The sequence below is a fragment of the Pseudomonas fluorescens genome (genome assembly GCF_001307155.1).
Lineage (GTDB): Bacteria > Pseudomonadota > Gammaproteobacteria > Pseudomonadales > Pseudomonadaceae > Aquipseudomonas > Aquipseudomonas helvetica.
In genome coordinates this window covers 3,980,912-3,993,268 of sequence record NZ_CP012830.1, presented here as the reverse complement: position 1 = coordinate 3,993,268, position 12,357 = coordinate 3,980,912, and the positions used below count along the sequence as shown (strand labels likewise).

Below are 12,357 nucleotides of genomic sequence, written 5' to 3'. Positions count from 1 at the left end.
TCACATTGACCGAAATCCAGCGATGAAAAAACTGTTATGCCTCACCTCAATAGCACTGGTCGGCTGCATGAATGACGCAATGGCCAGTTGTTCTTTCAAAAACAATGACAAGCCCCGCGTCATAAATTTTACCGCGCCCAGTACAATCAACGTCCCGGTGGACGGTACCGCATTGACGGTGGTGGACGTACAAACCGCAGGTCCGGCTTCATACATTGTATTGACTTGCTCTCCAAGGGAGGATTCCGGCTTTTTACTGAACCCCTCTCTCGGTGCGCAGCCCGCCACTGGCACTGTATTCCCTTTAAGGGAAAGCGGACTTGATATGAGGCTCAGGATCGAGGGGCTCAGCCCGTTCCATTCTCTAACTGAAAAAAACAGTACTTTCACGGTGGGCACAAATGAAACTTTCAAAGACGGGCCCTACAGGCTGTTCTTGATCAAAAACGGCCCAATCAAACCAGGCGTGACTATTCCGGCGGGCCTACTCGGAACATGGGTTACAACCGGCGGTTTCGAGGTCGCACGCTTCAATTTGCTGAACCCCATCCAAGTGGTAGCTGCGTCATGTTCGGTCAGCGACGTCAATGTGCAGATGGGTGACAGCTACCAATTGTATGAACTTGAACATCCTGGCGATAGTACGCCACCGATACCTTTCAAGATCCGTTTGAATGACTGCGATGAAGGTATCAACAAAATCCAGCTGTCATTCGAGGCGGTCAATGGAATCGAAGAAGAGAGCAGCGGTATTGTGTCATTGGACAAGCAATCCACGTCCAGAGGCATAGGGTTAAAGCTAACTGACACACTGGGCGGTGCCGTCACAATGAATAAGACCTATAAACTGGGGAGTTATGTAACCGGCAATAAAACCGCAGAAGCCAATTTCAACGCCGCTTACGTCCGAGTTCCGGGTGATATTCAAGCAGGCACGGCGAACACAAGTATCAGGTTCACCATGACGTATCAATAAACCCAAGTAGTGGGGTCAAGTTACTGACCGAGGGTACGGTAAAGAGCCCCTCCTTGCGGCGTTTAGGAATCATCTCATGGCCCTGAGTCAATGGAATGTTCTCCCTTGCTGAATCTGCCCATCTAATCCTGCGGCATGACACACCTACCGGTGTTGAAATTGGCACGGTTTTTTTCACTCCCTGCGTCGATGCTACCGCACTGCCGAATGGCTCACGCTTACAGGTACACAACTGCTGTTCAAAATCAACGAAAACCAGCTCGCGCTGTAAGCTGCCATCATGGAACTTTCAAATGGGGTAGAGAAGCGCGGATCGGCTGAAGTTGCGGACAACGTTCGCGGCGCCTGGCTGCACTTTACCGAAACGAAGAGTTCATCAAGATGACCCTAGCGGTGATGATGGCGCCGAAGTGATTACGAGTGTTTTTGCCTTCAACAACTCAACGCAATCGATTGGCTAGACCCAGATACTACAAAGCAAAAAAACGCCCGTATTATCGGGCGCTAAATCGAACACCAATTCCAAGTGAGCCGAGTATAAAAGAAGTGAATATCGGGAACGCTTCGAATAATCAGATATCGGGTTGTTGCTTCTGTTCGATAGTGTCTGCTGCGGAAGAACCGTTGTTTTTGGTCTGGGCTGTCAGGGCCTTTTGTGCGGCTTCAGCGTGGGCTTCCACCTGGCTGGCCTGAAACGCCTCCCATCGGGCGCGGGCCCGGTCAGAACCATCTTCGGCAAAGACGGCGACAGAGATAACGGACAATAGGCCGGCAATGACAAGGGTGGACAGTTTCATAGAATAAATTTCCTGAGGTGATAAAGAAGAGTGCCGCTTGGGCTATATGAAATTTATGGATAGCACTTTAGGAAGTGTCGTTATTAACAGAGCGTTAAGTGCTCATCAGTTTTCGTTCGTGCAACGTCCTTGAACCAGATAGTCCAAAACATGCTCCCGCCCCTGATGATCCAGGTAATCGAGACGCGCGGGAATCACACCGCACTGGTCCGAGATATCAGTAATTGATATGATTTTTGCAACATCCATATGAACATAGAAGCCGGTCTTGTCATGAATCACCGGTGACTTCTCGGTAGTATCGGCAAAAACTGAACCGCAGGTGAGCAAGGTAGCAAATCCAAGCATAAACAATTTCATTAAACTATCTCTCTACTGGTAAGTTTCTTGCTAGCTGATAATTAGCCTACAGCAACTAATCCGACTCAAACATTCTACAAACAGAACAATGGCAAAGTTGTAGTGCAAACTCGCCCCCCCTTAAGACTCATGAGGCGTAACTGCATGAGATGTGTATAGGACTAATGAGCCGGACACTCACAATTGGGATACCGCCTAGAAAAGCCTGATTCCCCATCTGGCAAAACAGAATATTGCCTCTGTGAAAAAGGACAGTGGTGCCCCAGAGGGCATTGGTGAGCACAGCGCTAGGACAGCTGTTCCTATAGTGGTGGCTCATCAGTTCGGGGTGAACGGGTGAACGACCTCGCGGGACGAGTTCAGCGCGGAAAAAGGGATGAGAAATAACCATGGTGGTGTCCATTAGCAGGTAATGCGAGATGAGCCGGTGAATGATTCGATTTCATCCTTCCACTCTCACCCGATATGCACGATGACATTTTTCGCATGTACGCCATGCCCTAACGGCATGGCTTACGTTCCCCAGCCCAACGAGAGGGTCAAATCCACCCACACGGCAGCATCGCGCCAATGCATACCAAAAAGGCATGCCACCTATTAAAAACAAGCAATGGTGCATACGTCAGCAGTAGGTGACGATGTGTAACACCTCATTGGTGCTGCTTGGCACCACTCGGTGACTCGCACATTCCACTTCAGTCCGCTTGGAGCCTCACTGTGAAAAAAATCTTGCGAATCGCCACCGCTCTCGGCTTCGCGGCACTCTCCACCGGCACATTCGCCGCTACGACCAGCGCTGACACAACGCACTCCATGGGCATTCAACTGCTCGGCTCTGGTGGCCCCATCTCTGACGACGCCCGTGCTTCATCGGGCGAGATTGTCTGGATCGATGGCAAGTCGCGGCTGCTCATCGACGCCGGCGGCGGTACATACCTGCGCTTTGGCCAGGCGCATGCCCGGTTGGAAGACCTGCACTTCATCGGTATTTCGCACTTCCACACGGACCATAGTGCCGATTTACCCGCCATCTTGAAGGGCGCTTACTTTATGGCCTCGGGCAACACGACCGCACTGGTCGGTCCGGACGGATCTGACTCATTCCCGAGCATGACGGAATTCTTCCATGACACGTTCGGCGCCAAGACTGGCTCGTTTGCCTACCTCGAGGGTCTGCATGATGGCAGTGATGGGTTGAATCTAAAGGTCAGCCCGATTATCAACGTGGATCGTCACGCCGAGAAAGCGTCCCTCGTATATCAAGACGCCGAGGTTAAGGTATATGCCTACGGCATTCCGCACGGTGATGTGCCGACCCTGGCGTTTCGCATCGAAGGCAAGTGCGGCACGATCGTGATCTCAGCGGATCAGAACGGCAGCCGCGCTGGATTCGTCGACTTTGCCAAGGGCGCAGACATTTTGGTCATGCCGGCTGCCATCGATGACGATGCCGACGCCACCTCTAAATTCCTCCATGCAACGCCCACGGTCGTTGGCAAGATTGCCGCAGCCGTCAATCCCAAAATGCTTGTCCTCAATCACTTCATGGGCAGATCCCTGAAGAACAAGGATAGCAACGTCGCAATCATCAAACGCTACTACCACGGCCCGGTCTACGCAGGTCGTGATCTCTCGCGCTTCGAAATGCCATTACCCAGGAGCACCCAATGAAACACACATTCGCGCTATCCATCGCCGTTGCCTCGCTCGCCTCGCTCGCCGTCATCAGCCAGCCAGCTCACGCCAGTGAAACCCCACCACCGGCCATTGCCAAGACCACCAAGGGTGGCGGCAAGTGTGCCAGCGGTAAGTGCGGCACCGAGAAGATCTACGGCAAGGCCAAGATCAATCAGGACCCACAGGATCGATTGGTCCGCACACGTGACGGTAAATGTGGTCTGACTGCTCAAGGTTACGACGTCGCCGAAACGCCCCTGAAGAAGCTCGCAGAAGGGGTTTGTGGCCAATGATCATCCAAGGACGAGGGCTTGGGCTCCGACGTGAGTTTGCCTTGTCTCTCGCCAACGGCCCTATTCGGAATGACTTCGACTTTCTAGAAGTCGTACCGGACAACTGGATGGGGTTGGGTGGAGAGAGCATGGAACAACTCGACGCCATCGCGGATAAATATCCAATGGTGGCACACAGCTTGAGCCTGTCCATCGGCGACGCACAATCGCTGGATATGGATTACTTGCGCGCAGTGAAGACCTTCTTAGACAACTACGACATTGCGATCTATAGCGATCACGTCAGCATGTCACGCGATAGCTGCGGCTACCTTTACGAGCTGATTCCTGTGCGTCGCACGCAGGCAAGCCTGCAGCTTATGGTCGATAAGATCAAGGCAGTGCAGGATTACCTGTCCCGGCGTATCGCGTTGGAGAACATCTCCTACTACTACGATGAGGAGGGACAGATGGCCGAAACCGAATTCATCGCTCGGCTGGTCGACACCTCGGGCTGCGGGCTGCTATTGGATGTCAATAATGCGTATGTGAACGCGCGCAACCACGGATTCGATCCGCGCGCATTCATAGATGCATTGCCGACGGACGCGGTGACCTACTTTCACGTGGCCGGTCATCTAGATAATGGACCTCAAGAGCGGGTCTTGGATACGCATGGAACCGATGTTTCGGCCGCCGTGCTGAACCTGGGTGCTTATGCGGTTCATCGGTTCGGCGAGCAGCCCATTGTGCTAGAGCGCGACAACAATATACCCAGCCTCGACGAGCTATGTGAGGAACTGCGCGGCATCCACCAGGCCATGACCGGCTCGACAGGGAAGCTGCAATGAACCTTCGCATCGCACCAGATGTCGCCAGCGAAGCAGAGCGTCGGTGTCAGGCCGTACGCAGCGGTGATCTCGGCCCGTATGGAGAATTGGTCCGGGCGAACGCGCAAGAGCTAGTCACCACGATGTTCCCACGGTTTACCCAACATCGCGGTGCCGAGCGCCTGCGCCAGGATATCGACGCATTCTACAAATGCTTTGGCGCAACGCGGGCCGAATTCATTCACCTCGCGACCGAGTTTGTCCGCTTCATACAGCCGCGCCTGCCACCGGGTATCGGGCGCCCCCTTATCGAGTACGAATGGATGTTGTTTGACGTTGAGGTCGATAAGACCCCAGTTCCCCGCCCCCATGGGGAGGACGCTCGTCGCCCTACCCGCATTTACCTCAACCCCACCGTGCGATGGCTGGCCACTCCGTTTGATCTGCACGAGGACGACCAACATGCGGCGCAAGCGCCGCTAAACCACGACGCGCCTTATGTCTATGCCGTCTTTCGCACATTCGACCATAGGGTCGTGACGCAACGGCTTTCAAACCACGACATTGCAGAACTGTCCACCTTCACGGGCGGCGAGCGGCTCGTATCTCCAACAGAGTCAGCACACTGGTTCACGCACGCGCTTCGGCACGAACTCATTACTTTACACCACGAATAGTAAGGCATCGCCATGGATAAACTGATCGCACTTCTCAATCGCGGCCTCGAAAAGTCCAAAAAGCTGGATTTCGTAGCGCTACTTTCCATCCGTCTGTATCTGCTACCCACCCTCTACGAGGGCGCCCACGCCAAAGTCACCGGCTTCAGTGGCCTGGTCGAGTGGTTCGCCACTCCGGTGGCCCAAGGCGGTCTCGGCATGCCTTTGCCCACTCTGATGGCCACGCTTGCTACGGGAACCGAAGTAGCAGGGCTCATCTGCATCGCCCTGGGTCTGTTCACCCGCATTGTCACCATTCCGCTGGCGATATTGATGACCGTCGCCGGTTTGTCCGTGCACTGGTCGCACGGCTGGGCCGCGATTGCCGACAAAACCACCGAAGCCAGTATGCGCCTCAGTGGTCTCATGACTTGGCTGCAGCATTCCTTTCCGGGCCGCTTCAACTATGTTACGGAATTGGGTGACCCAATAATCCTCAACAACGGCATCGAATTCACGGTGACCTATGCCGTCATGATTATGGTGCTGTTCTTCTATGGCGCAGGTCGCTATGTCAGCGCAGACCATTGGCTGGCCAAGGTCTTCCCGCGTTGGCCGAAGTGACCATACGGCCAGCGTAGCGGTTCGATTCAATTTAGGACGCGCTACGTAGCCGCGTGGTCAATGTCGCCAGGTATGTCCATCAACGACCGACGACGGGTAACAGCTAAACCCAAGCCGGGTTCTGAGAGTTCCGTTTGAATAGCTTTGGGCTGAGTTCGTTGCTCAGCCCTTTTTTTGTATCTTCACAAAGTTCCAGAAGACACAGAAACGAGAACGCCGATTTGATTGATGGTGTTCGTGCGAGCAAACACATCTGAAAAAAGGCGTTCTCATCCAGTTCGCCAAACGGCTAAAGACTTACTGGCAAGACAACCTAAGTCGGAGTCGCTGACGATGCACACAAGGCAGTTGGAAGGGATAAACAATCGAATCAAGTGATCAAGCGGATGGCTTATGGTTAGCGGGATAGCGAGTCTTTTTCATGTAGAACCTCTATTTGCCCGTCGTTTGCAGTTACTGCTCGAGCAAGGAAAGTAATTCGCGCTCGGCCGGCCCATCAGGTACGGCAGCGCGACGCACAATACTCAACGTTCGACGAAGCGTGAGCTGCGCGCAAGGTAGAGGGATGAGTACGTCATTGGCCAATTCATCGGTGATACTGATGGAGGGCAGCCAGGCAATGCCGCCGCCATGAATGGTAGCCTGCTTGATGGCCTCAGTGTTGCCAAACTCCATGATTGATCCTTGCTGCACACCAAGATCTTCGAGTACTGCCGCAACCAATTCGCGCGTGCCCGATCCCACCTCGCGCATCAGTAATGGCTCGTCATTGATATCCTGGGGTTTAATGGCGGTAGCATCGGCCAACCGGTGCCACGCGGCTACTACCGGCAACAAATCGTCCTCGCGAAAACTGGTCGCGGTCAAACCATTTATATGCAAAGGACCTTCAATGAACCCCAGCGAGTAGCGCATATCTGCAACGGCCTGAGAAACCTGTTCAGTGTTATTCACGAAAAGACTTACCTTTACACCTGGATTGTTATTGCGAAAACGTGCAAGAACGCGCGGCAATACATATGTACCGATGGTGCTGCTCGCCGCTATGGATAAGTGCCCAATCTTGGCACTTGCGAGTTCCTTCATCGCCAGGTCAGCCGTTCTGGCAATATCAAAGAGTCGATCGGCATATTCGGCAAGAACTTCGCCGGCGTGCGTCAAACGCATACCACGCGGTTGTCGTTCAAAAAGTGTTAGACCGAAGCGCTCCTCCAGTTTGCGCAATTCGCGAGACAAAGCCGGTTGCGAGATGTGCAACGCCTTTGCGCAGGCAGTAACACTGCCTGTTTTGGTAATCGTATGAAAGACTAAGAGATGATGAAGGTTCATATAAGGGAAGAAAGAATGGCCATGAGCAAATGCTAGCGGGTACTCAGTCTATCCAGGATCTGGACGATGCAGTCAGCGCTAAGTGAACAGCGCTGACTTGGCACCATGGCTAAGCAAGTCAAACAACTGCATGATATTATCCTATCCGCTACTCCCTGGACATCAGATCGGTGCACGCCACGACAAACTGGTGAAAAGCTTTGGCGCAATGGTCTCAGTGGCTAGCACCATACGCTGTTTACGACATTACTTCTCGAGGACGTAACGTAAGCCCGCCTTGTCTGTCCCGGATTTGGTGGATAGACCGGGCCCAAGTTTGGTTCACAAACCATGACTAAGCTGTACCAGCGCCGATAGCTGTAGAGTTAAAGGATCAGCCACACCAATCCACTATCTGCTGCGCGGATGCGTGCAACTCGACATCAGGCGTGAGCGATTCCAGATCGGGATGCTGCTGCCGTAGCGTCTCCAGAACCTGTCCATGGCTCTGACGGAACTACGCAAACTGTTCCGTGTAGACTGCAATCGAACCTCTTGCTGAAAGAGCTCCAGCCGGAAGCAGACTAACGGCCTCACCGGTAGTCATGAATAATCGTTTTATGTCGGCCACGTCAATCGATAGCCCCCAACAAAGAACAAACGATGCTGGAGGCTGTACACTCTAATCGTGCAACTTTACCAACTGCGTGAGAGCGGCAGGCACTGCCTCGGGGGAACCCACCATGCTGGCGTCGGTGAAGTATTTGTCATTCACCACAAAACTGGGCACCGCCTGGATTTTATAGCGTTGGGCAAGTTTATCGCCTTGAGCCATCCGACTTTTAACTGCGAATGAGTTGATTTGTTGCTCGGCAACTTTTCTTTCTACGCCGAGCCCAACGAAAAAGTCAGCAATCTCCTCAGCAGTCTCCAGCTTCCCGCCGTGATGCGCTAGTTCAAATAGCGCGTGATTCGTGACGACTTGAATATCAAGGACTTCACCAACATAAAAGGCTTTAGCGTAGCCTTCCCATTGTTTGCTGCCAAAAGTGACAGGGACCCGAGTCAGGACCACGTCATTTCCAGCCTTGGCAGCCCATTGGGTCATGCTCGGATCGAGTTGCCGACAGTGAGAGCAGACATACGAAAAAAACTCGAGCACTTTTGGCGTTTGGCTTACTGGCTCATCCGTCACTGTATAATTCTTTCCAGCCTGTAATGAAATAACCGAGGCCGCCATCCCTATTGGAATATAAAATATCGCAGGCATAATCAAAGCCAAGCAGAACTTACGCATCAAAGTACCTCACTCATTTTATGAATCGAAGTGTATTTGTGACGATCACTGCGCCAGAACAAAGTCCGCCAACTGTTTCAGCTCGGCCGGCTGTAAACCTGGGAATGGTGGCATAGGTATCGCCCCCCAACGTCCAGCGCCACCGTGACTGATGTGATCGATAACTTGCGAAATGGCCTGGGCATCACCTTTGTAGTGCACAGCAACATCGTGGTACGCGGGGCCAACAATCTTTCGATCAATCGCATGGCAGCCGAGACAGCCATTCTGCTCCAGAAGCACCTTCGCATCGGCAACTTTAGGGTTATCCACTGTATGAGCCACACGTTCGATGGTCTTGATCGCAGATTTACTCTCGAGAGCAGGTTGACCTGAATAAGTAGCGGCCAGGTATTCACCCACCAGCCCTACTTCACTCTCTGAAAGTGGGGCGCCATAAGACTCTTTCATTTTTCTGGCCAGCCCTGTCCACTGTTTCTGGCTGAAGCCGGGTGGTTGATACTCAATATAATCGGCCGAATGACATATTCCGCACTTCTGCTGAGCAACGGAGTAACCCGGCAAGTCCGAGGGGCGCAGGCTGATAGTCTCGGCAGGCAGATTAATTGTTAATGGAGAAGCTACTGCGCAAATCGGAAAGGTACAAAATGCAAACAGCAACGCTTTGTAGTGCTCAAATACACTTTTCATCCTGGAGTCCTATACAACCGTGATCGGGGTGGTTTCAATATTGTTCTTTACATAGATAGCGGGGTTCCACAAGGCTCTCACCGGTTGTTGTTCGCCCTGCCCGTTCGTGGCACGAACTTGCAAACCTACTTTGCCCTTTTCTCGAGGTACCCACTGCAGTGTCCATTCGCGAAATGAGTAATTGCCCAGGTTCTCGCCCAATACAGCCAACTGCCAATTTCTGCCGCCATCTTCAGACAATTCAACTGACTGGATGCCGTGCCCACCATCAAATGCAAAGCCTTTCAAGGTAATGGGCTCGTTAAGCTTCACCTTGGCACCAGGCTGCAAACTGGTAATAAAGGATCGTACTTTCAGCCTACCGATCGGACGGGTTTTGTCTGGTACCGTTCCTGGCGGTACGCATTGGCAATCATTGTCAGGAACGCGGTAGGCCTTTTCCATAAAGTAGCCTTCGAAGGTATGGTCGATGACCTCAATTTCACTTAAATGCTTGACCCAATAGGTACCGAAGTAGCCAGGAACGATCAGTTTGATGGGGTAACCATTAAGGAAAGGGATATCGGTGCCGTTCATGGCCCAGGCAATCATCGGCTCATCGCTAAGCGCCAGATCGATACCCAGTGCCTTGATGAACTCTGGTGTTGTCGGCAATACCGGGTGGTCCAGGCCGCGAAAGGTCACTTGTTTAGCCCCCGCCTGCACCCCAGCCTGTTCAAGCACTGCTTTTAACGGGATGCCCGTCCACCGCGCGTTACCTACCGAGCCGTTACCCAGCTGCGCACCAAATACCCGTGGCGATCCATAACCTCGGCTGTTACCGGAACACTGGTTGACAGCCACTACCTCGACGGTCTTTCCCAACGCCTTGAGTTCCGCGAGGCTCAAGCTGAGCGGTTTGTCCACCAGGCCTTTGATCTGTAGCTGATAGTTGTCCGCATCAATCGAGGTAGGAAGATTAGCGAGGTGGTAGCGAACAAAAAAAGCATCATTGGGCGTCAGTATCGACTCGTTGAACACCGAAAACGGTGTTTCCAGATGCGGTGGACGAGCCGTGACACGCATCAGCGGTCTTTTCTGCGGATAAGCCACCAACTCCCGGGTTCCATTGGAAAAGTCCTGAGCCTCAGTTTCTGCCGCTCGACTATGCAACGGTTTAAATGCAAGCCCCGCAGCTACCAGACTTGCCCCCTGGAGAAAGACACGGCGCTTAATAGTGTTTCTGTTATCAATAGACATAAGTTCTACACTCTCAACACGAATAAGGATCGAAGATCAGACTCTTTACTTTATTTTTCCCAAGCGCTACCAGTGGCCTGCTCTACGCGCCTGTTGTTCGTCAGATAAGTAATACAGTAGGCCAAGTTGGTCGCTGACCTCAGACTTGCAAGCCTGAGGTAGCTATTGATGAGTTGACTATTTAGCCAAAGAAGCGATGCATGGCGAGACGAAAAGATTTCCTCGATACGCACCAGCAATCGTCCTGAAAGCCACGATCAACCACAGGACCGCCAACACCAACACCAGGCATCCACCAAAAATACTGAAGAAGCTGGAATGCAGAACAGAGCCCAACTTGAGAGTCGTGACGGCATAGACGCCGATAGGAAAAGTAAACCCCCACCACCCCAGGTTAAAAGGAACACCCGCCTTAAAGTAGCGGATCGTGATTAGGGCGGCCATTGCCATCCACCACAACCCCAGGCCCCAGAAAAGAATGCCGGAAATCAGTCCAATGCCTTGAGCAACCTCGCCAATCCCTTGCAGTCCCTGCGCCGAAAAGATTGCGGGGGCCTCGCCGCCTATGACCAGCATGCCCAGTGCACCTGTACCAATAGGACCCAGCGATAACCAGCTGGATGCGGCCATGCTTTCGTGGGGAAGTTTGTGCAACGCCATGCGCAACAGCAGGATGACCAGAATGCTCAGCGCAACAGGAACCGAATAGGCCCACAGTACATAGCTGGTAATCAACATAACGAATTGCGCGCCGGTATCGAGCAGGTGCGGAGCCAGCGACCCACCACTTGCAGCCGCTACTTCCGCGGCTACTACTGGCAGCAACCAGACGGCCGTCATTTGATCGATACTGTGTTGTTGACGGGTGAACATCATGTAAGGAATCAGCACACCGCAGGCGAGCGCCATGACGACATCGATCCACCACAGGGCTTCAGCCAGCGGTATGACACCTGTGCCCCAACGAGGAACGCCGAACACCAGAAGACCATTGATAATGGTCGCAAGCCCCATCGGAATAGTGCCGAAGAACATCGAGACCGTGGAGTGCCCGAAGATTTGCTTGGCCTCATCAAAAAACATGATCCACCGAGCCATGTACAGGACACTGAAGGTGCAGAACAGAACGATGTTCAACATCCAGAGCCCTTCAGCAATGGATCTCAAGCCAGGGATGGCTAGAGGAAACTGAGCCAGGGCCAAGGCAAGGATGCCGGTGCCCATGGTCGCGGCGAACCAGTTCGGCGTGAATTGGCGTATCGCCTCCCGTGGTCGGCTCAAATGGCTAAGGGGTTTGGCTCCCGCATTGATAGTTGCGAGATCTCTAAGCGACATGACAATCTTCCTGATGAGTGTGTAATGATCGTGTGCTCATTCTAGGTGATTTTCTTATCGGCTTTTCGCCGTATTATCGTCATAGCTTATCGATTTTACCGATAAGGAATTTTCTACGATGACGTGCTACGTGATATGTGCGAGCCAAACCGGCAATTGTGCCAGAGCAGACTGTGAGCAACGAATAGACAGATTGGGCAAAAGTGAGTGCTGATTTGTGCATCATTTGCCTAATTAACAGGGGTATCACCGAGCGTTACTTGAGCAGAAGAAGAAGTAACCTTATCGCCTAAAGA

13 protein-coding genes and 1 pseudogene are annotated in these 12,357 nt (G+C 52.8%); 7 read left to right on the top strand and 7 right to left on the bottom strand.

Going from position 1 to position 12,357, the window contains the following annotated elements; all coding sequences use genetic code 11:
* Window positions 1-22 precede the first annotated feature (22 nt).
* Both AO353_RS18140 and AO353_RS31600 read left to right on the top strand, forming a co-directional pair.
* A complete protein-coding gene (locus AO353_RS18140) occupies window positions 23-976 on the top strand; it encodes a fimbrial protein (protein WP_158246520.1) in 954 nt (317 codons plus the stop codon).
* Between the two features lie 232 nt (window positions 977-1,208).
* Window positions 1,209-1,390, top strand: a pseudogene (locus AO353_RS31600) (hypothetical protein).
* Between the two features lie 158 nt (window positions 1,391-1,548).
* On the opposite strand, the gene AO353_RS18135 reads toward AO353_RS31600, so the two are convergent.
* Entirely contained in the window at window positions 1,549-1,773 is a 225-nt protein-coding gene (locus AO353_RS18135) for a hypothetical protein (protein WP_054596191.1), read from the bottom strand.
* Between the two features lie 105 nt (window positions 1,774-1,878).
* Window positions 1,879-2,133: a DUF2790 domain-containing protein gene (locus AO353_RS18130; RefSeq protein ID WP_054596190.1), complete on the bottom strand. Its 255-nt coding sequence runs from the start codon at window positions 2,131-2,133 to the stop codon at window positions 1,879-1,881.
* A gap of 717 nt (window positions 2,134-2,850) precedes the next feature.
* Between AO353_RS18130 and AO353_RS18125 the strand changes: the two genes are divergently transcribed.
* The 5 genes from AO353_RS18125 to AO353_RS18105 are packed head-to-tail and all read left to right on the top strand — an operon-like array spanning window position 2,851 to window position 6,192.
* Window positions 2,851-3,804, top strand: a complete 954-nt coding sequence (locus AO353_RS18125; protein ID WP_054596189.1) for an MBL fold metallo-hydrolase — start codon at window positions 2,851-2,853, stop codon at window positions 3,802-3,804.
* Window positions 3,801-4,103, top strand: coding sequence for a hypothetical protein (locus tag AO353_RS18120; protein ID WP_054596188.1), 303 nt, complete (start codon window positions 3,801-3,803; stop codon window positions 4,101-4,103). The genes AO353_RS18125 and AO353_RS18120 overlap by 4 nt, the downstream gene beginning before the upstream one ends.
* Window positions 4,100-4,933, top strand: a complete 834-nt coding sequence (locus AO353_RS18115) for a DUF692 domain-containing protein (RefSeq protein WP_054596187.1) — start codon at window positions 4,100-4,102, stop codon at window positions 4,931-4,933. Before AO353_RS18120 ends, AO353_RS18115 begins: the two co-directional genes overlap by 4 nt.
* Complete coding sequence (locus tag AO353_RS18110) at window positions 4,930-5,589, top strand: putative DNA-binding domain-containing protein (RefSeq protein ID WP_054596186.1); 660 nt, start codon at window positions 4,930-4,932, stop codon at window positions 5,587-5,589. The genes AO353_RS18115 and AO353_RS18110 overlap by 4 nt, the downstream gene beginning before the upstream one ends.
* A 12-nt stretch (window positions 5,590-5,601) precedes the next feature.
* On the top strand, window positions 5,602-6,192 hold the full coding sequence (locus AO353_RS18105; protein WP_054596185.1) for a DoxX family protein: 591 nt from the start codon (window positions 5,602-5,604) through the stop codon (window positions 6,190-6,192).
* A gap of 453 nt (window positions 6,193-6,645) precedes the next feature.
* Here AO353_RS18105 and AO353_RS18100 read toward each other — a convergent pair whose 3' ends face one another.
* From AO353_RS18100 to AO353_RS18080, 5 genes are all read right to left on the bottom strand, one after another.
* Window positions 6,646-7,521, bottom strand: a complete 876-nt coding sequence (locus AO353_RS18100) for a LysR substrate-binding domain-containing protein (protein WP_081013758.1) — start codon at window positions 7,519-7,521, stop codon at window positions 6,646-6,648.
* 661 nt (window positions 7,522-8,182) lie between these two features.
* Entirely contained in the window at window positions 8,183-8,797 is a 615-nt protein-coding gene (locus AO353_RS18095) for a thiol:disulfide interchange protein DsbA/DsbL (RefSeq protein WP_054596184.1), read from the bottom strand.
* A gap of 45 nt (window positions 8,798-8,842) precedes the next feature.
* Complete coding sequence (locus tag AO353_RS18090; RefSeq protein WP_109790524.1) at window positions 8,843-9,487, bottom strand: c-type cytochrome; 645 nt, start codon at window positions 9,485-9,487, stop codon at window positions 8,843-8,845.
* Between the two features lie 9 nt (window positions 9,488-9,496).
* Window positions 9,497-10,726, bottom strand: coding sequence for a molybdopterin-dependent oxidoreductase (locus tag AO353_RS18085; RefSeq protein WP_054596183.1), 1,230 nt, complete (start codon window positions 10,724-10,726; stop codon window positions 9,497-9,499).
* Between the two features lie 177 nt (window positions 10,727-10,903).
* The gene (locus tag AO353_RS18080) at window positions 10,904-12,061 is read right to left on the bottom strand and encodes a TDT family transporter (RefSeq protein ID WP_054596182.1); all 1,158 of its coding nucleotides are present in this window, start codon (window positions 12,059-12,061) and stop codon (window positions 10,904-10,906) included.
* Window positions 12,062-12,357 lie beyond the last annotated feature (296 nt).

Excerpts from the sequence above, each read along its gene's own strand:
- AO353_RS18115 (WP_054596187.1), top strand. The coding sequence starts at position 4,100 with ATGATCATCCAAGGACGAGGGCTTGGGCTCCGACGTGAGTTTGCCTTG.
- AO353_RS18105 (WP_054596185.1), top strand. The coding sequence starts at position 5,602 with ATGGATAAACTGATCGCACTTCTCAATCGCGGCCTCGAAAAGTCCAAA.
- AO353_RS18100 (WP_081013758.1), bottom strand. The coding sequence starts at position 7,521 with ATGAACCTTCATCATCTCTTAGTCTTTCATACGATTACCAAAACAGGC.
- AO353_RS18080 (WP_054596182.1), bottom strand. The coding sequence starts at position 12,061 with ATGTCGCTTAGAGATCTCGCAACTATCAATGCGGGAGCCAAACCCCTT.
- AO353_RS18090 (WP_109790524.1), bottom strand. The coding sequence starts at position 9,487 with ATGAAAAGTGTATTTGAGCACTACAAAGCGTTGCTGTTTGCATTTTGT.
- AO353_RS18130 (WP_054596190.1), bottom strand. The coding sequence starts at position 2,133 with ATGAAATTGTTTATGCTTGGATTTGCTACCTTGCTCACCTGCGGTTCA.
- AO353_RS18110 (WP_054596186.1), top strand. The coding sequence starts at position 4,930 with ATGAACCTTCGCATCGCACCAGATGTCGCCAGCGAAGCAGAGCGTCGG.
- AO353_RS18120 (WP_054596188.1), top strand. The coding sequence starts at position 3,801 with ATGAAACACACATTCGCGCTATCCATCGCCGTTGCCTCGCTCGCCTCG.
- AO353_RS18140 (WP_158246520.1), top strand. The coding sequence starts at position 23 with ATGAAAAAACTGTTATGCCTCACCTCAATAGCACTGGTCGGCTGCATG.
- AO353_RS18085 (WP_054596183.1), bottom strand. The coding sequence starts at position 10,726 with ATGTCTATTGATAACAGAAACACTATTAAGCGCCGTGTCTTTCTCCAG.
- AO353_RS18095 (WP_054596184.1), bottom strand. The coding sequence starts at position 8,797 with ATGCGTAAGTTCTGCTTGGCTTTGATTATGCCTGCGATATTTTATATT.
- AO353_RS18135 (WP_054596191.1), bottom strand. The coding sequence starts at position 1,773 with ATGAAACTGTCCACCCTTGTCATTGCCGGCCTATTGTCCGTTATCTCT.